This window comes from Asanoa sp. NPDC050611 (assembly GCF_040654855.1).
GTDB lineage: Bacteria > Actinomycetota > Actinomycetes > Mycobacteriales > Micromonosporaceae > Asanoa.
The window spans coordinates 1-18,068 of the sequence record NZ_JBFAIU010000140.1; the positions used below are offsets into that span (position 1 = coordinate 1).

Annotated in this window: 18 protein-coding genes; 13 read left to right on the forward strand and 5 right to left on the reverse strand. The window is 72.2% G+C overall.

The window, feature by feature from the left end:
• Window positions 1–156 precede the first annotated feature (156 nt).
• On the forward strand, window positions 157–828 hold the full coding sequence (locus AB0H87_RS21720; protein ID WP_360148307.1) for a cellulose binding domain-containing protein: 672 nt from the start codon (window positions 157–159) through the stop codon (window positions 826–828).
• A gap of 6 nt (window positions 829–834) precedes the next feature.
• On the opposite strand, the gene AB0H87_RS21725 is transcribed toward AB0H87_RS21720, so the two are convergent.
• Complete coding sequence (locus AB0H87_RS21725) at window positions 835–1,500, reverse strand: TrkA family potassium uptake protein (RefSeq protein ID WP_360148310.1); 666 nt, start codon at window positions 1,498–1,500, stop codon at window positions 835–837.
• On the reverse strand, window positions 1,493–2,827 hold the full coding sequence (locus tag AB0H87_RS21730) for a potassium transporter TrkG (RefSeq protein WP_360148313.1): 1,335 nt from the start codon (window positions 2,825–2,827) through the stop codon (window positions 1,493–1,495). Before AB0H87_RS21730 ends, AB0H87_RS21725 begins: the two co-directional genes overlap by 8 nt.
• A 68-nt stretch (window positions 2,828–2,895) precedes the next feature.
• Between AB0H87_RS21730 and AB0H87_RS21735 the strand changes: the two genes are divergently transcribed.
• From AB0H87_RS21735 to AB0H87_RS21775, 9 genes are all read left to right on the forward strand, one after another.
• On the forward strand, window positions 2,896–4,014 hold the full coding sequence (locus AB0H87_RS21735) for a glycerophosphodiester phosphodiesterase (protein ID WP_360148316.1): 1,119 nt from the start codon (window positions 2,896–2,898) through the stop codon (window positions 4,012–4,014).
• A gap of 107 nt (window positions 4,015–4,121) precedes the next feature.
• Window positions 4,122–5,324 carry a substrate-binding domain-containing protein gene (locus AB0H87_RS21740; protein WP_360148319.1) on the forward strand — a complete coding sequence of 401 codons (1,203 nt, stop codon included), beginning with the start codon at window positions 4,122–4,124 and terminating at the stop codon, window positions 5,322–5,324.
• 10 nt (window positions 5,325–5,334) lie between these two features.
• Entirely contained in the window at window positions 5,335–6,087 is a 753-nt protein-coding gene (locus AB0H87_RS21745; protein WP_360148322.1) for an ABC transporter ATP-binding protein, read from the forward strand.
• Complete coding sequence (locus AB0H87_RS21750) at window positions 6,084–6,812, forward strand: ABC transporter ATP-binding protein (RefSeq protein ID WP_360148325.1); 729 nt, start codon at window positions 6,084–6,086, stop codon at window positions 6,810–6,812. The genes AB0H87_RS21745 and AB0H87_RS21750 overlap by 4 nt, the downstream gene beginning before the upstream one ends.
• Window positions 6,812–7,702, forward strand: coding sequence for a branched-chain amino acid ABC transporter permease (locus AB0H87_RS21755; protein WP_360148328.1), 891 nt, complete (start codon window positions 6,812–6,814; stop codon window positions 7,700–7,702). The genes AB0H87_RS21750 and AB0H87_RS21755 overlap by 1 nt, the downstream gene beginning before the upstream one ends.
• Window positions 7,699–8,814 carry a branched-chain amino acid ABC transporter permease gene (locus AB0H87_RS21760; RefSeq protein ID WP_360148331.1) on the forward strand — a complete coding sequence of 372 codons (1,116 nt, stop codon included), beginning with the start codon at window positions 7,699–7,701 and terminating at the stop codon, window positions 8,812–8,814. The genes AB0H87_RS21755 and AB0H87_RS21760 overlap by 4 nt, the downstream gene beginning before the upstream one ends.
• A gap of 87 nt (window positions 8,815–8,901) precedes the next feature.
• Window positions 8,902–9,858, forward strand: a complete 957-nt coding sequence (locus tag AB0H87_RS21765; RefSeq protein ID WP_360148334.1) for a DUF5715 family protein — start codon at window positions 8,902–8,904, stop codon at window positions 9,856–9,858.
• Between the two features lie 9 nt (window positions 9,859–9,867).
• Window positions 9,868–11,460 (forward strand): asparagine synthase-related protein, encoded by a 1,593-nt coding sequence (locus AB0H87_RS21770; protein ID WP_360148337.1) that lies wholly within the window; start codon window positions 9,868–9,870, stop codon window positions 11,458–11,460.
• A 40-nt stretch (window positions 11,461–11,500) separates the two neighbouring features.
• Window positions 11,501–13,597, forward strand: coding sequence for a DEAD/DEAH box helicase (locus tag AB0H87_RS21775; RefSeq protein WP_360148340.1), 2,097 nt, complete (start codon window positions 11,501–11,503; stop codon window positions 13,595–13,597).
• On the opposite strand, the gene AB0H87_RS21780 is transcribed toward AB0H87_RS21775, so the two are convergent.
• On the reverse strand, window positions 13,598–14,566 hold the full coding sequence (locus AB0H87_RS21780) for an NlpC/P60 family protein (protein ID WP_360148343.1): 969 nt from the start codon (window positions 14,564–14,566) through the stop codon (window positions 13,598–13,600).
• 119 nt (window positions 14,567–14,685) lie between these two features.
• Here AB0H87_RS21780 and AB0H87_RS21785 point away from each other — a divergent pair, with 119 nt between their 5' ends.
• Window positions 14,686–14,904: a cation transporter gene (locus tag AB0H87_RS21785; protein WP_360148346.1), complete on the forward strand. Its 219-nt coding sequence runs from the start codon at window positions 14,686–14,688 to the stop codon at window positions 14,902–14,904.
• Window positions 14,897–15,892 carry a hypothetical protein gene (locus AB0H87_RS21790; RefSeq protein ID WP_360148349.1) on the forward strand — a complete coding sequence of 332 codons (996 nt, stop codon included), beginning with the start codon at window positions 14,897–14,899 and terminating at the stop codon, window positions 15,890–15,892. The genes AB0H87_RS21785 and AB0H87_RS21790 overlap by 8 nt, the downstream gene beginning before the upstream one ends.
• A gap of 3 nt (window positions 15,893–15,895) precedes the next feature.
• On the opposite strand, the gene AB0H87_RS21795 is transcribed toward AB0H87_RS21790, so the two are convergent.
• Window positions 15,896–16,303: a helix-turn-helix transcriptional regulator gene (locus AB0H87_RS21795; RefSeq protein WP_360148357.1), complete on the reverse strand. Its 408-nt coding sequence runs from the start codon at window positions 16,301–16,303 to the stop codon at window positions 15,896–15,898.
• Window positions 16,304–16,651: 348 nt separating this feature from the next.
• Between AB0H87_RS21795 and AB0H87_RS21800 the strand changes: the two genes are divergently transcribed.
• On the forward strand, window positions 16,652–17,053 hold the full coding sequence (locus AB0H87_RS21800) for a hypothetical protein (RefSeq protein ID WP_360148352.1): 402 nt from the start codon (window positions 16,652–16,654) through the stop codon (window positions 17,051–17,053).
• Here AB0H87_RS21800 and AB0H87_RS21805 read toward each other — a convergent pair.
• On the reverse strand, window positions 17,050–18,068 hold a 1,019-nt coding region (locus tag AB0H87_RS21805), incomplete at its 5' end, for an SAM-dependent methyltransferase (protein WP_360148354.1). The genes AB0H87_RS21800 and AB0H87_RS21805 overlap by 4 nt on opposite strands.

The following is an 18,068-nucleotide window of genomic DNA, read 5'->3' on the forward strand; positions in this document are numbered from 1 at the left end:
ATCGCGCAGGTGCAGAACTCGGCCGAGGACCCGAGTAATGCCGGCACCTGCATCCGCAGCTTGTCCACCGCCCACTCGTCGTCGTCATCGCCGGCTCCGGTCCGCGGTGTCGCGGAGTCCGGCAACACCACGATCCTGCCGCGGACGGCCGACCCCGTGGGAGACGCGGCCCGCGGCGTCGCGCCCGCCGCCGGCATCGTGATGCGTGACCTGCTCGCCGGCCGGCGCCGGCAGGTGCTCGGCACCGCGGCGGCCGTCGTGGTGCTCGGCGCGGCCGGCGCGGGCCTGGCCGCGACCCGCGGCGACCGCCACCCGGACACGAGCACGACCACGACCGTGGCGGCACCGGCCGCGGCGGCGGACACACCGGCCTGCGAGGTCCGGTACGCGTTGCGCCGAGACTCGGGTAAAGCGTTCGACGCCGACCTGACCGTGGTCAACGCCGGCTCCGCGCCGGTCACCGACTGGTCGCTGGCCTTCACGTACCCCGGGGACCAGAAGCTGACGGGCGCGGCCACGGCCACCGTGGACCAGCAGGGCAACACGGTGGTGCTCCGGCCGGCCGGCAAGTCGGCCGTGCCCGCCGGCGGCTCGGCCGGGGTCCGGCTGACCGGCAGCTACGCGCGCTCCAACGCGTTCCCGGTCGAGTTCCGCCTCGACGGCGCCTTCTGCGCACCGCGGCTCTCCTCGATCGCCACGACGGAACCGGTCGTGCGCAAGGCGGCCGTGCCGAAGCCGAAGCCGGCGGGGCCGAAGGCCAAGGACGACTCGAGCGGCAAGGGCCCCGGCCCCAAGAGCGGCAAGGGCAAAGGCAAGGGCAAGGGCTGACCGGCGTCAGGTCGTCTGTGCGAACTTCTCCACCTTGGTCGCCTTGCCGGAGACGATCAGCGTGGCGTTCTCCGGGATGACCGTGTCAGGCGTGGCGAACGCGAACTCCTTGCCGGGCTCCTTCACGCCCACCACGGTGATGCCGTGCTTGGTGCGCAGGCTGAGCTGGGCGAGCGTCTGCCCCATGACGCCCCGCGGCACCCGGGTCTTCGCGATCGCGAAGTCGTCGTCGAACTCGATGAAGTCGATCATCCGGCTGCCGATCAGGTGGGCGACCCGCTCGCCCATCGTCCTCTCCGGGTAGATCACCTTCGTCGCGCCGACCGAGCCGAGGATCTTGCCGTGTTTCGTCGAGATCGCCTTGGCCCAGATATGCGGCACGCCGATCTCGACCAGCGCCAGCACGGTCAGGATGCTGTGCTCCATGTGCGTGCCGATGCCGACCACCGCGTGGGTGAAGTCGGGCACCCCGAGCTGGCGGAGCGCCTCCTCGTCGGTCGCGTCCGCCTCGGCCACGTGCGTCAGTCGCTCCGACCACTCCTGCACGAGCTTGGGGTCGTTGTCGATGCCCAGCACCTCGTGACCGAGCGTCTGCAGCGATCCGGCGACCGCGCCGCCGAACCGGCCGAGGCCGATGACCACGACATTGTCGTCACTCGCGTTGTCAGCCAACGATGGGTCGCTCCTCCGGGAATCGGTACAGCCGGCGCTGGGTGTTGAGGGCGATGGCCGACCCTACCGCGATCGTGCCCACTCGGCCGATGAACATCAACACGACCAGGATGATCTGCGCGGTCGTCGGCAGTCCGGGTGTTATGCCGGTGGACAACCCGACCGTGGCGAAGGCGGACGTCACCTCGAACAGCGCCGCCTCGAACGAGACGCCGCTGGTCGCTTCGAGCAGCGCGAACGTGCCGGCCGCGACCAGGCCGACGCCGAGCAGCGCGACCGTGATCGCCTGGCGCTGGGTGGTCTCCGCGATCCGCCGGTTGCCGATCACCACGTCCGGCTCGCCCCGCAGCTCGGCGACGATCACGAAGGCGAGCAGGAAGAACGTGGTCAGCTTGATGCCGCCGGCGGTGCTCGCGCTCCCGCCGCCGATGAACATCAGCGCGGTCGACAGCGCCAGCGACTCGGTGTGGAACGCGCCCACGTCGACCGTGTTGAACCCGCCGGAGCGGGTCATCGCGTCCTGGAAGAACGCGGCCAGCATCTTCTGGCCCACGCCGAGCGGCCCGAGCGTGTCGGGGTTGTCCCACTCCAGCGCGAGCAGCGAGAAGAAGCCGAAGACCAGCAGCACCACGCCGCCGAAAACGGTCAGCCGGGTGTGCGTCGACCAGGTGGACGGGCGGCCGATCTCGCGGAACAGCTCGAACAGCACCGGGTAGCCGATCCCGCCGGCGATCACGCCGATCGTCAGCGGCAGGCAGATCCAGGCGTCGTCGACGAAGCCGACCAGCGAGTTGCTGAACAGCGCGAAGCCGGCGTTGTTGAACGCCTGTACCGCGTGGAACAGGCCGTACCAGGCGGCCTTGCTGAGCGGGTAGTCGTACGCCAGCCAGAACCGACCGCCGACGATCACCGTGATGGCGAGCTCGAAGGCCGCCATCGTCAGCGCGATCCGGCCGAGCACCCAGCGGACGTCGCCGAGCCGGAGCGAGGAGTCCTCGGCCTGGGCCATCAGCCGGCTGCGCAGCCCCAGGCGCTGCGAGACCAGCAGCGCGAGCAGGGTGGCCATGGCCATGATGCCGAAGCCGCCGATCTGCGTGAGCACGGTCAGCAGCACCTGGCCGAAGCCGGTCCAGTAGGTGGCGGTGTCGACCACGGACAGGCCGGTCACGCAGACCGCCGACGTGGCGGTGAACAGGGCCGTGACGAACGGCGTCCCGCCGGGCTCCACCCGGGCCGCGGGCAGCATCATGAGCAGCGTGCCGATCACCACGGCGGCGAGGAACGCCAGCGGCACGAGCCGGGCGGGGTGCTGCAGGGTGCGGCGCATCAGGCATTTCTTACCACGTTCACCGCCCGGCCAAGCGCCCGTCGCGAGACATCGATTGACTGCGGCGCATGCGACGACGTACTGCACTTTCCCTCACCGTTGCGGGCGCGGGCGCGATCGCGGCACCGGGCCTCCTGCCCGCCGCCGCGTCCGCCACCGGCCGCAAGGGATATGACACCCCCCTCGTGATCGGTCACCGCGGCGCCAGCGGCTACCGGCCCGAGCACACGCTGGAGTCGTACCGGCTGGCCATCCGCCAGGGCGCGGACTTCATCGAGCCCGACCTGGTCTCCACCAAGGACGGCCACCTGGTCGCCCGGCACGAGAACGAGATCTCGGGTACGACCGACGTGGCTTCGCACCTGGAGTTCGCGGGCCGCCGGACCACCAAGACGATCGACGACAACGCGATCACGGGCTGGTTCACCGAGGACTTCACGCTGGCCGAGCTGAAGACCCTCCGGGCCAAGGAGCGGCTGCCGCAGGTGCGGGTCACCAACACCGCGTTCGACGGCCAGCTGCCGATCCCGACCCTGCAGGAGGTCATCGACCTCGCCCGGGCCGAGAGCAGGCGGACCGGCCGCGAGATCGGCATCTACCCGGAGACGAAGCACCCGACGTACTTCCAGTCGATCGGGCTCGCGCTCGAGGAGCCGCTGGTCCGCACGCTGCGTGCCAACGGTCTCACCCGGAAGAGCTCGCCGGTGATCATCCAGTCGTTCGAGACGGCCAACCTGCGCAAGCTGGCCCGGATGACCGACGTGCGCCTCGCCCAGCTGCTCGACGCCGCCGGCAAGCCCTACGACTTCGTCGTCGCCGGCGACGCGCGCACCTACCAGGACCTGGTCTCGCCGGCCAACCTGAAGTGGATCTCGTCGTACGCGGACGGCATCGGCGCCAACAAGAACCTGCTGGTGCCCCGGGACGCGACCGGCAAGCTGCTCGCCCCGACCAACGTGATCCGGGACGCGCACCGCAACGGTCTCGTCGTGCACGCCTGGACCTTCCGGGTGGAGAACCAGTTCCTGGCCGTCGACCACCGGATCGGCACCGATCCGAATGCCCGTGGTGACGTCACGGCCGAGTACGAGCTGTTCTTCTCGCTCGGCCTCGACGGTGTGTTCAGCGACCAGCCGGACACCGCCGTGGCCGCCCGCGCGGCCCGACCGGAGCACAGTCACCGATGACATGAAGCGGAAGGGCCCCCAGGGGCCCTTCCGTACATCTCCCCGTCACATATATGGGCGCGGACCACATGGTCCGGGTCACATCGACCCACCTACCGTGTGTCGCCATGACGGTAAAGGCGATGCGGCGGGCGTTCGTCACCGCCGCCACTGTGATAGCCGTGGCGACCACCGCCACGGCCTGCGGCAGCCCGCAGGAGACGGCCGCCGGGGGCGGCGACGCCGCGGCCCCGGTCAAGGTCGGCATCGTCCACTCCCAGACCGGCGCGCTGGCGTCCTACGGCAAGCAGTACATCGACGGCTTCAAGGCCGGTCTCGCGTACGCCACCAACGGCACCAACAAGGTCGGCGACCGGACCATCGAGGTGACCGAGGTCGACGACGCCGGTGACCCGGCCAAGGCGGTCTCCGCGGTCAAGGACCTGATCGGCAAGGGCACGAAGATCATCGCGGGCTCGACCGCCTCGGGCGTCGCGCTCCAGGTCGCGCCGTTGGCCGCCCAGAACAAGGTGCTGTTCATCTCCGGCCCGGCCGCGACCGACGCGGTCACCGGGGTCAACAAGTACACGTTCCGGTCCGGGCGGCAGTCGTACCAGGACGTGATGACCGCAAAGTCGTTCATCGGCGACGCGGCCGGCAAGAAGGTCGTGGTCTTCGGCCAGGACAGCGCGTTCGGCAAGAGCAACGAGGCCGCGGTCAAGGCGGTCATCGGCGGCGCCGGCGCGACCGTGAGCAGCGTGCTCGCCCCGGCCAGCGCGACCGACTTCACGCCGTTCGCCAGCCAGCTCAAGGCGGCCAAGCCGGACCTGCTGTTCGTGGCCTGGGCGGGCACCACCGCGCCGGCCATGTGGCAGACCCTCGACCAGCAGGGCATCCTCGCCTCGACCACGGTCGTGACCGGCCTGGACATCCGGGCCTCCTGGCCGACCTTCGGCGCGGCCGGTTCGAAGATCTCGTTCCTGTCGCACTACTTCGACGGTGCCAGCGACAACCCGGCCGCGCAGGCGGCGAAGCAGGCGGTCGGCGGCACGCTCGACCTGTTCCACCCGGACGGCTTCACCGCGGCCCAGATGGTCGTGCGGGCGGTCCAGGAGGGCGGCGACGACGTCGACAAGATGGTCAGCGCGCTGGAGGGCTGGAGCTTCGACGGTGTCAAGGGCAAGCTGACGGTCCGCGCCGAGGACCACGCGCTGCTCCAGCCGATGTACCAGGCGACCCTGACCGGCAGCGGTGACCAGCTCACCGCGAAGCTCGAGAAGGCGCTCACCCCCGAGGAGGTCGCCCCGCCGGCGGCCGCGATGAAGGGCTGACACCTTGTCCGTGCTCCGCACCGAGGGGCTGACCTGGCGGGTGGGCGAGGTAGCGATCGTCGACGGTGTCGACATCGCCCTCGCCCCCGGCGAGTTCCTCGGCGTCATCGGGCCCAACGGTGCCGGCAAGACCTCGTTGTTCAACCTGGTCAGCGGGCTGCGCAAGGCGACCGCGGGCACGGTCTGGCTGGGCGGCGACGACGTCACCGCGCTGCCGCCGCACCGGCGCGCCCGGCGCGGTCTCGGCCGGACGTTCCAGTCGTCGTCGGTGTTCGGTTCGCTGTCGGTACGCGAGAACGTCCGGCTCGCGGTCCAGGCGCACCGCGGCGGCTCGATGGCGCTGTGGCGCCGCGCCGCGTCGTTCCGGGACGTGGCGGAGTCGGCCGACCAGGCGCTGGCGACCGTGGGCCTGGCCGGCCGGGGCGACGCGCTGGCCGGCACGCTCGCACACGGCGAGAAGCGCAAGCTGGAGATCGCCCTGCTGCTCGCCGCCGAGCCGACCGTGCTGCTGCTCGACGAGCCGATGGCCGGCGTCAGCGCCGAGGACGTGCCGGAGCTGGTCGCGGTGATCCGCGGCCTGACCCGGGGTGCGGAAGCCACTGGGCGGTCGGTCCTCATGGTGGAGCACCACATGGACGTGATCCTGGAGCTGGCCGACCGGATCGCGGTGATGCACCACGGCGCCCTGCTCGCCTGCGACACCCCCGACGCCGTGATGGCGCACAAGGGCGTCCAGGAGGCTTATCTCGGGGAGGGGTTGTGACCGACCCGATCCTGTCGGTGACCGATCTGAGCGTACGGATCGCCGGCCTGCACATCCTCCAGGGCGTCTCGTTCACGGCGGCGCCGACCGGCGTGACGGCGCTGCTGGGCCGCAACGGCGTCGGCAAGACCACCACGCTGCGGGCGATCGTCGGCCTGACCCCGCCGAGCGCGGCGGTCTCGGGCACGATTCGCATAGGTGCTCAGAGCGCTCTGAGCACACCGACGCATCGGCTGGTGCGCGGCGGGCTCGGCTACGTGCCCGAGGACCGCTGCGTGTTCGCCGGGCTGACGGTTGCCGAGAACCTGCGGCTGGCCGAGCGGCCGGGCTCGGCTCCCGCGTACGACCGGGTCTACGCCCTCTTCCCCGAGCTGGCGCGGCGCGGCAAGCAGCGGGCCGGCACGCTCTCCGGCGGGCAGCAGCAGATGCTCGCGATCGGGCGGGTGCTGCTCGCCGACAACACGCTGCTGCTGGTCGACGAGCCGACCAAGGGCCTGGCGCCGAAGGTGGTGACGGAGGTGGCGGAGGCGCTCGCGGCGGTCGCCGAGGAGATGCCGGTGCTCCTGGTCGAACAGAACCTGGCGGTCGTCCGCCGGCTGGCCCGCGACGCGGTGGTGCTGGCCGCCGGCCGGGTCGCCTGGACCGGCCCGGCCGACCGGCTGCTCGGCGAGCCGGACCTGACCAAGGCGCTGCTGGGCGTGGGTTCGACGGGGGTGCACGCCTGATGTCGACGTTCGTGTTGCTGACGCTGACCGGGCTCGGCCTCGCCGCGCTCTACTTCCTGGTCGCGTCCGGGCTGTCGCTGGTCTTCGGCCTGGCCGACGTGCTCAACTTCGCGCACGGGCTGTTCCTGTCCGTGGGCGCGTACGCCACCTGGTGGGCGGCCGGCCACGTGCCCGGCGCGGGCCCGACCGGGTTCGGCTTCGTGCTCGCCGCCGCCTGCGGCGTGGCCGCCGGAGCGCTGGTCGCCGCGCTGGTCGAGCTCGTGCTGATCCGGCCGCTCTACCGCCGGACGATCGAGCAGGTGCTGGTCACCGTGGGCCTGTCGCTCGCCGGCGTGGCGCTGCTCCAGGCCACCTGGGGCGCCGACCCGCGGCCCTTCCCGCGCCCGGAGTGGACCCGCGGGGTGACCGGCATCGGTGGCGCCAACATCCCCAACGCCTCGCTGCTGCTCGTGCTGGCGGCCGCGGCCGTGCTCGCGCTGCTGCTGCTCTTCCTGCGGTACACCCGGGTCGGCCTGGTGATCCGGGCCGGCGTCGAGAACCGGGAGATGGTCACCGCGCTCGGCATCGACGTACGCAAGGCGTTCACGCTGGTCTTCGCGATCGGCGGCGCGGCGGCGGCGCTGGCCGGTGCGCTCGGTGGCGTCTACTTCGGATCCGTGTCGCCCGGGCAGGGCGGCTCGCTGCTGATCTTCGCGTTCATCGTCGTGGTGATCGGTGGGATGGGCTCGGTGGTCGGCTCCGCGTACGCGGCGGTCGCGGTGGGTCTGTTGCAGCAGTTCGTCAACTACTACGGCACCGCTGGGCTCGGCGACATCTGCGTGGTCGCGCTGCTCGCGATCGTGCTGCTGGTCCGGCCGCAAGGCATCGCCGGAAGGGCGGTCACGGCATGACCCAGGCTGTCCCGGTGAGCGCCGAGGCACCACCCGCGGCGACCCCGCCCGAGCTGGAGGCGGCACCGCGCCGCGGCGGCTGGCGCCGGCTGCTCGTGCTTGGCCCGCTGGTCGCGCTCGTGGTCGCCGCCGTGCTGCCCTACCTGCAGATCCCGCTGCCGGGGGTGCTCGACGGACCGTTCAACACCTACGGCAACCTGCAGCTGTTCGCCGTCTGCCTGGTCTTCGGCGGCCTGGCCGCGAGCTACGACCTGCTGTTCGGCCGCACCGGCCTGCTCTCGTTCGGCCACGCGCTCTACTTCGCGGCCGGCATGTACGGCACCGACGTGCTGGTCACCCACGCCCACCTGCCGCTCTGGCAGGCGGCGGTGTTCACGCTGGTGGGCAGCGCGATCCTGGCCGCGCTGCTGGGTGCGATCGCCCTGCGGACGACCGGCATCGCGTTCGCGATGGTGACGCTGGCGTTCGCCCAGGTGGGTGCCATCCTGGTGGCCCGGGACTTCGGCGGCCTGACCGGTGGCGAGGAGGGCCTGCCGATCGACGGCGACCGCCTGCCCGACTTCCTGCTCGGCGTCGGCAACACGGTCAACCTCTACTGGCTCGCGCTGGCGTACGTCGCGCTCGTGGTCTTCGTGGTCGCCCGGGTGGCCGGCTCGCCGACGGGCCGGGTGCTGGCGGGCCTGCGCGACGACGAGCGCCGGGTCGGCGTGCTGGGCCTGGACCCGTACCGCTACAAGCTGGTCGCCTTCACCCTGGCCGGCGCGCTGGCCGCCCTGGGCGGCGTGGTCTACGTGCTGATCCTCGGCGGGGCCAACCCGCACGTCACGAGCTCCGAGCTGACCCTGTCACTGCTGGTGATGGTCGTCCTCGGCGGCCCGGGCACGCGCTGGGGCCCGGTCCTGGGCGGCATCCTCTACATGTACCTGGACCACCGCCTGACCTCCCTCGCCGCGGACCTCCCGGGCCCCCTGGGCCAGCCGCTCTTCGTCCTGGGCGCCATCTTCATCCTGGCCGTCTACTTCTTCCCCGGCGGCCTGGCCAGCCTCCGCGGGCGGCTCGCCCTGGTCAGCAACGCCCTCGGTCGGCGCCGAAAGGATGAAACGGTCTCATAAGCATCATTCGCCCTCCAATGGACGAAAGCGTCATTAGGCTCGGATCCGGAATACCCGCCTGTTACGGGGGAAGGACGGGGGGCCCACATGACGACTCGAATACCCGCGAACGTGGTCAAGAACGAGCAGCGCAAACGGTTGCCTACGCCGCGGCCGGCGGTCAACGGGCCCGATCTGGTCGCTTACCGCGAAGCCGTGGACAGCCTGCTCATCGAACTCGCCGGCCACAGTGGACCGGGGGTCAGCCCCGGTGACACGGCCAAGGCCGAGACCATCCTGATCGAAAGGCTCGTCGAGCCTAACTTCAGCGCCGTGCTCTCGGTGACGCCCCGCGGGCTCACCGGAACGGTGGAATGGCTGCTCAACGAGGTCCGCAACTACAAGCCCAGCACCCGCAGCTCCGCCGCCGACCTGGCGGCCCAGGTGCGGATCTTCCTGCTCGCGCAGGTCGAGGCGATGTGGTGGGGGCAGACGACGCCGTTCGCCACGACGACGGACGTGCTCACCTCGCCCGACCTGATCGACATCGAGAAGCTGCGGCGGGCGGGCCTGCTGCCCTTTCGCTACCGGCGGCAGCCGCGCACGTTCGCGACCCGCGCCGTGCGGGCGGTCGCCCGGCGGGTCGCGCCGGACCGCTGGCCACGGACCGCGGGCCTGCGGTTCACCTACAGCCGGCCCGAGACGATCGCGCTGCTCGGGCAGATCGCGGCCGACTTCCAGCGGTACGCGCCGCACGGCACACCGGCGCTCTGGGTGACCAGCATGACCCGCAGCGTCCGGCACCAGCAGCACCTGCGCGACCTCGGGTACGCCGCGATGTCGCCGAGCGCGCACTGCGTGGGCTGGGCGGTCGACGTGGAGATGGCGTGGTTCGAGCGGTTCTCGGCCCGGACGGCGTTGGAGAAGGTGCTGCTCGAACGGCAGACCGCGGGCGACGTCAACGTGATCGACGAGGGGCAGGCGTGGCACGTCTGCGTCAGCCCGGTCGCCGTCGCGGAACTGCAACGGGAGTTCGCTACTCGGTACGAGACCGGGAGAAGGTGACCCGACACTTTGTGCGGTATCGCGCTCATCGTCGGCAACGACGCCGACCCCGCACTCTTCCGGCGCATGCTCGAGTCCCTCACGCCGCGCGGCGACGTGCAGGAAGAGCTGCCGGAGGGCCTGCGAACCATCGGTGGGGGGCCGGCGACGGGACTGCTCGCCGGCACCCAGCGGCTGCGGATCGTCGACCGGGACCGCGCGGTGCAGCCGTGGGTCTCGCCCGACGAGGCGTGGGTGCTCTGTTACAACGGCGAGGTCTTCAACTACCGGGAGCTGCGCGCCGAGCTGATCGCCGCGGGGCGTGAGCTGCGCAGCGAGAGCGACACCGAGGTCGTGCTCGAGGCTTTCCTGGAGTGGGGCGAGGCGGCCGTCGGCAAGCTGCGCGGCGAGTTCGCGTTCGCGATCGTCGAGCGGGCCACCGGCCGGGTGTTCCTGGCCCGTGACCCGCTCGGCGTCAAGCCGCTCTACTGGTCGCGCCGGGGCGGGCGGCTCCACATCGCGTCTGAGGTCAAGGCGCTCGTGCCGGTCGGCGCCCGGGTCACCGAGGTGCCGCCCGGCCATCACGGCTGGGCGACACCGGTCACCGGGCCGCGGCTGAACCCGTACGTCGACCTGCTCCGGCTCGGCGAGGACCAGGTGCCGATCGAGGACCCGGACGAGGCGGCGAAGCTCGTCCGCAACGCGCTGCAGGACAGCATCCGGGTCCGCGTCGACACCGACCTCACCGTCGGCGTGGTGCTCTCCGGCGGGCTGGACAGCTCGCTGACGCTGCTCCAGGTGCGCGAGATGCACCCGGACTGCGTCGCCTTCACGGTCGGCGCGCCGGGCAGCCCGGACCTCGACTACGCCAAGCGGCTGACCCGCGACCTCGGCGTGCACCACGAGGTCGTGGAGCTGCGGCCGCGGGACATCCGGATGGGCGAGATCCGGGAAGCGATCCGGATGGGCGAGCTGTCCGAGTACGGCGACATCATCAACGCGGTGGTCTCGGTGCCGCTGTTCCGCCGGGTGCACGAGACCGGCGTCAAGGTGGTGCTCACCGGCGACGGCTCCGACGAGCTGTTCGGCGGCTACCCGATGTACCACGAAGTCGGCCCGGCGGCGGCTCGCCGGCTCTTCCTCCACAAGATCCGCAACCTGTGTCGTACGGAGCTGCAGCGGGTCGACCGCACCAGCATGGGCCAGGGCGTCGAGGCGCGGGTGCCGTTCCTTGACCTGGCCCTGGTGGAGCTCGCGATGCGGATGCCGCTGTCGCTGAAGATGCGTAACGGCAAGGAGAAGTGGATCGTGCGGGAGGCGTTCGCGGACCTCCTGCCCGACTACATCCGCGCGCGGCCCAAGAACCCGATGTCGTACTCGTCCGGGCTGCACGAGCGGGCCCGGCTCTACAAGGCCCGGTTCGCCCGGACGCACCACTCGTTCGGGTACGGGCTGCTCGAACCGCTCCGGCGGGACTTTGACCACGTCCTGATGAAGTGCGACAACGACCTGGACGCGGCGATCCGCGAGTCGGCCGTGCGCCAGGACTACACGCTGCTGGAGCACGCCCGCGACTTCGCGGGGGCCCTGCGCTGGTTCACCGGCGCCCGGGCGCCGTACTGACCTTCGCGCCCGCTCCCTCACCACTGGTAGAACTGACCGGGTGAGGGAGCGGGCAGAGGAGATCCTGCGCCGGCTCGCGGGGGACCACGCGAGACTGCGCGACGACCAGTGGACGGCCATCTCGGCGCTGGTCGAGGAGAAGCGCCGGGTGCTCTGCGTGCAGCGCACCGGCTGGGGCAAGTCGGCGGTCTACTTCGTGGCCACGGCCCTGCTCCGATCGTCCGGCACGACCGGGCCCACGGTGATCGTGTCGCCGCTGCTCGCGCTCATGCGCAACCAGGTCGAGGCGGCCGAGCGGGCGGGCATCCGGGCCCGCACGATCAACTCCGCCAACCTCGACGAGTGGGACGCGATCCACGCCGACATCGTCGCGGGCAGTGTGGATCTTTTGCTGATCAGCCCCGAGCGGCTCAACAACCCCGACTTCCGCGACAACGTGCTGCCCAAGCTGGCCTCGACCACGGGCCTGCTGGTCGTCGACGAGGCGCACTGCGTCTCCGACTGGGGCCACGACTTCCGCCCCGACTACCGGCGGCTGCGCACGTTCCTCGCCGACCTGCCGCCCGGCACCCCGGTGCTGGCGACCACCGCGACGGCCAACCAGCGGGTCACCGACGACGTGGCCGAACAGCTCGGCGACGCACTGGTGCTGCGCGGCCCGCTGGAGCGGGACTCGCTGCGCCTGGGCGTCCTCTCGCTCGAGTCCCCAGCGGAGCGGCTCGCCTGGCTGGCGGACCACCTCGACACACTGCCGGGGTCGGGCATCGTCTACACGCTGACCGTGGCCGCGGCGACGGAGACCGCCGCGTTCCTCAGCCAGCGTGGTTACGCGGTCGCCTCCTACTCCGGGCAGGCCGACGACGCCGCCCGCCAACAGGCCGAGCAGGACCTGCTCGACAACAAGCTCAAGGCGCTGGTCGCGACGTCGGCGCTGGGCATGGGCTTCGACAAGCCCGACCTCGGCTTCGTCGTGCACCTCGGCGCGCCGCCCTCGCCGATCGCCTACTACCAGCAGGTCGGCCGGGCGGGCCGGGCCGTGCGCAACGCCGACGTGCTGCTGCTGCCGGGCCGCGAGGACGCTGCGATCTGGCGCTACTTCGCCTCCCTGGCCTTCCCGCCGGAGCAGCAGGTGCGCGACGTGCTGCACGCGCTCGACGCCGCCGGCCGGCCACTGTCGACGCAGGCGCTCGAGCCGCTGGTCGACCTGCGCCGGACCCGGCTCGAGATGATGCTCAAGGTGCTCGACGTCGACGGCGCGGTGCGCCGGGTCCGCGGCGGTTGGGTCGCCACCGGCGAGCCGTGGGTCTACGACACCGCGCGGCTGCGCCGGGTCGCCGCCGCCCGGACCCACGAGCAGGACAGCATGCGGGAGTACGTCGCGACGACCGGCTGCCGGATGGAGTTCCTGCGCCGCAGCCTCGACGACCCGGGCGCGGCGCCGTGCGGGCGCTGTGACAACTGCACGGCCCCGTTCGTCACGGCCGAGGTGTCCGCGCCGGGGCTGGCCGCGGCCGACGCGTTCCTCGGCCGGGCCGGAGTGACGATCGCGCCGAAGAAGCTCTGGCCGACCGGGCTGTCCGAGGTGCGCGGGAAGCTGAAGGACGACGAGCAGGCCCTGCCGGGCCGGGCCGTCGGCCGCCTGTCGGACCTCGGCTGGGGCGGCCGGCTGCGCGCGCTGCTCGGCCCGGAGGCACCCGACGGCCCGCTGCCGGACGACGTCACCGGCGCGGTGGTCGAGGTGCTCAGGGACTGGTCCCGCGGCGCCGACCCCTGGCCGCAGCGGCCGGTCGCGGTGGTCGGCGTGGCGTCGCGGGGCCGCCCGGAGCTGGTCCGCTCGCTGGCCGCCCGGATCGCCGAGATCGGCCGGCTGCCGTTGCTCGGCCTGGTCGAGCCGGGCCCGCAGGCGCCACCGTCCGGCGGCGGCGCCCGCGGCAACAGCGCCCAGCGGGTCCGTTCCCTGCACGGCGGGTTCGAGATCCCGCCGGAGCTGGCGGCGGCGCTGTCGGCCGTGACGGGGCCGGTGCTGCTCGTCGACGACCTGGTCGACTCGGGCTGGACGATGACGATCGTCGCCCGCGAGCTGCGCACGGCCGGGGCGCCGGCCGTGCTGCCCTTCGCGTTGGGAGTCGGCGGCTAGCTAGCGGCGGGGTCGCCCGTACCCGTGGACCGGTTGGTAGTCGACGCGGTCGAAGCGGATGCGCTCGCCGTGCTGCGGTGCGTGGATGATCCGGCCCGCGCCGACGTAGAGCCCGACGTGCTGGATGTTGCCGTAGTAGAAGACCAGGTCGCCGGGGCGGAGTTGGCCGCGCCCGATGTGCGCGACGGCGCCGTACTGGGCGCGCGCGTTGTGCGGCAGGCGCACCCCGGCGGCCCGCCAGGCGGCCGCGGTGAGGCCAGAGCAGTCGTAGCCCCGCGGGCCCGAGGCGCCCCACTGGTAGGGCTTGCCGAGCTGGGCGTACGCGAACCGGACGGCGGAGCTCGCGGCGCCCGGCGGCAACGACGGCGGGTCCTCGAGCACCGGCGGAAGGTCCGGGACGCCGAGGTCGAAGCGGAGCGCGTCGAGCCGGGCGATCTCGCCCTCGATGTGGCGCTTCTTGGCCAGCAGCCGCGCGCCGTGCGTCCGCTCCTTCGCGGCCAGCGCGTTGAGCGCCTCCTGCGCGGCGGCCACGTCCCGGTTCGCCACGGCCAGCGCGTCGATCGCCCGCACCCGCTGGTTGCCGAGCGCCTCCAGCAGGGCCAGCTTCTCGCCGAGGGCTCGCGGCGAGCCGGAGTGCAGCAGCCCGATCACGTTCGCCGCGCGGCCCGTCCGGTACGCGGCCGCCGCGACGGTGCCGACCTCGGCACTGCGGGCCTGCGCCGTCCGTTCCAGCGGGGCGATCCTGGCCCGCAGCCGGTCGGCCTCCTGATGGCCGCGTTTGACCTCGAGCCGCAGGTCGTTGTACTGCTCGACGACGACCTCGAGCTGGTGCGAGGCGGTCTCGAGCCGCTTGCGGACCTCGTCGGCGGACGGGTCGGCGGCGGCCGGCGCGGCCAGTGGCCCGAGCAGGGCCAGCACGGCGGCGGCCGCGGTCGTCGCCCGGCGCGCGCCTCGTGTGATGATCGGCACGCTCGGTTAACGAGTTGCGTAGGGCAGAAGCCACGATACGGGCAAATCGCCCTAGTCAGGGATACGCCCGGGGGGTATATTCGGCGGCAAGCTCGCACCCCGCCACTGGAGGCACACACATGTCCAGCACCGCGACCTACACCGTCACCGGCATGACCTGCAGCCACTGCGTGAGCGCCGTGACCGGAGAGCTCTCCGCCCTGCAGGGTGTCACCGACGTGCGGATCGACCTGGCGACGGGGGCCGTCGCGGTGACCAGCGACGCGCCGCTCGCGGTCGACGACGTGCGGGCCGCGGTCGACGAGGCCGGCTACGAGCTGGCCGCCGCCGATGCCTGAGGCCGCGGGCACCAAGGCACGCACCACCACGCCGCCGGCCGATCCCGGGCCCGACCGGTCCGGTCTGCGGCTGGGTCTCTTCGTCGCCGGGTTGGTCTTCGCGCTGATCGGCGGCTTCGGCATCGGCAAGCTGACCGGCGCCGACGCGGCGCCCGCCGACGGGTCGAGCGCCGCCGGCGGGATGGCGATGAACTCCGCCGAGCCCAACGCCAACCACGCGCACGCGCCCGGCACCGCCGAGCACGACCACGGCAGCAGCGGCATGACCGCGATGGCCGGCGCCGAGTTGGGTGGGCTGAGCGTGTCGGGCAGCGGCTACACGCTCGTGCCGGCCGCGACCGAGTTCACCGCCGGCCGCACGGCCGACTTCCGGTTCACCGTGCAGGGGCCCGACCGGCAGCCGGTCAAGCAGTTCGCGGTCGTCCACGAGAAGCAGTTGCACCTGATCGTCGCGCGCCGTGACCTCTCCGGCTACCAGCACCTGCACCCGACGATGGCCGCCGACGGCACCTGGAGCATCCCGCTGACGCTGGGCGCGCCGGGGACGTGGCGGGCGTTCGCCGACTTCACGCTGGTCGACTCCGCCGGTGCGCAGATCGCCGCGACGCTCGGCACCGACCTCGTGGTGGCCGGCGACTATCAGCCGGTGGCGCTGCCCGCGGCGGCGCGCGAGGCGACCACGGCCGGGTTCACGGTCACCTACGAGGGCACGCCGACCGTCGGCGCGACGCAGCCGCTGCAGTTCCGGGTGTTCCGCGACGGCAACCCGGTCACCGACCTGCAGCCCTACCTGGGTGCGTACGGGCACCTCGTGGTGCTGCGGCAGGGCGACCTCGGCTACCTGCACGTGCACCCCGACGAGCAGCGGGTGCCGGGCACGGTGAAGTTCTGGGTCGCGGCGCCGAGCCCGGGCAACTACCGGGGGTTCTTCGACTTCCAGGTGGCCGGCAAGGTGCACACGGCCGAGTTCACCCTGACGGTGAAATAAGCCTTACGCGGACTTGCGGATCGGGCGGGTGGCGAGGCGGCGCAGTGCCTCACGGATGTGCCGCTTCTCCGCCGCCGACACCGTCGGGTCCGTCAGCCGGTCGAGAATGACCTGGAGGTCCTTGTCGACGCGGCTCGGCCGGGCGGTCACGCCGGGCGTGCGGCCGGGCATGTTGAGGGCCCGGAACGCGGCTGACACCGGCACGTCGAGCGCGGCGCAGAAGTTTTGCACCTTGGCCAGCTCGGGATAGTCGTGCCAGTCACCCGCCAGCCAGCGGAAAAGCGTCGATCGACCGACACCCGTCTCGGAAGCAAGGTCGTTGACCGTCCAACCACGGGCGTTCTTGGCATCGTCGACGGCCCGCCGGACGAAGCGCGCGAACGCTGCCTGCGGCGAGTCATCAGTGGCCATCGGCCGATCGCCCTCCCCGCGGTCGAGAATCGTCACCGGAAAGGGTAACCCGTGCCGGGCGAATTGCAACGGGCCGTTCGGCCTATTAGTCCCGTACGCGGGACTGCTCTAGAGTCACGGCAAGACCGGACCGGGACCCGTGCGTGGGACCCGTCAGCGGCGTCCAGCCCCGCGCTGTCCGGCGCTGCGGCCACGGCCATGCGGCCGGTGGCGCCGGTGTGGTGTCCCGCCGGCGGGGGGTCGGTGGGACACCACACCGTCAGCGTCCGCCCACTCGCGTGACTTAACGAGACCGTTACTCGTCGTCTATGCTCTCGCACCGAGAGTGGAGAACGACGGGATGCGACTATGGCCCCACCAGAAGACCGCCCAGTTCCCTATCAACCAGGTGCGATAAGCCTGTTCTTCGTCGTGAAGGCGGCCATTTTCGCGCTCGCATTCTGGATTTGGTTGCTCGTCCTCGCCATACAGGGTGGCCAGGTCGGCGGCTGGCACCTGTTCGCCGCGGCGGGCGCGATTACCACCACGCTCGTCGGTGTCGCGCTGGGCGTCCGGATGGCGCTGCAGTCGAATGCCGCCGAGCGGCACGCCGAAGTCCGGAAAGCGCTGGTGGAGATTTCCTGGAACACCGCGTTCGCCGCGCACCAGGCCGAGGATCCCGACAATGTGCTGCGTTTCCCGAGCGCCGTGCCGGACGACTCCGGCGGGTGGCCGACCCGCGGCGACGGCGACCGCGACCGGCGCCGCTAGGGGGTGCCGAGCAGCTCGGCGAGCCGGGGTCGCACCCGCCAGGCGGCCACCAGCTCGTCGTACTCCCCGGTGGGTCCCTCCTGCCCTGTGCGGCGGGCCCGCAGGAGGAGGTTCCGTGGCGTGTGCGCGGAGTCTATGAACTCGATCACGTCGACCTTGTAGCCGCGCGAGCGGAGCAGGGCGGCCCGCAGCGAGTCGGTGAGCACGTCCGCGAAGCGCTCGCGCAGGATCCCCTGCCCGGTGATCAACTGGTACGGACCGGGCGCGGGCTGCCGGCGCAGCTGCGCGGCGATGTCGTGGTGGCAGCAGGGCGCGGCCAGGATCCACTCCGCGCCCCAGCCGACCGCCCGGTGCAGCGCCTCGTCGGTGGCCGTGTCGCAGGCGTGCAGGGCCAGCACCAGATCCGGCGCCGGCTCCACGACCGCGTCCAGGATCGTGCCCGCGACGAACCGCAGCCGGTCGCCGTAGCCGAGCAGCCGGGCCAGCTGCGTGTTGCGGTCGCGCTGGTCCGCGCGCACGTCGACACCGGCCATCTCGACGTCGAGCCCGCGCACCGCGGTCAGGTAGCGGTAGGCGGCGAACGTCAGGTAGGCGTTGCCGCAGCCCAGGTCGACCACGCGCACCGGTTGTGGCAACCCGTCGGCGGGCAACGTCGCGGCGAGCGCCCGCAGGAACGCGTCGACCTGGCGGCGCTTGGCCGCGCTGCCGCCGATCACCTCCCAGAGCGGGTCACCCGGGTCGAGCAGGTGCGCGCGGACCCGGTCGTGCCCCTCGGCCCTGCCGGCCGGCGCCTCGCTGGTCTGCCGGTGCACCTGGGCGTCGCCCTTCTTGGTGACCCGCACCTGCACGGTGGCGCCGGCGCTCTCCACGTGCCAGTTGCCGAACGGCTCCGCGAGCAGCGCGTCGACCGCGGCGTCGGCCTCCGGGCCCGGTGCCTCGTCGCGGAAACGGCCGACTGCGCGACCCGTACCCGATGCGCGCCTTGGGTGAAGGTGCCCTCCTCCGCGACGGCCAC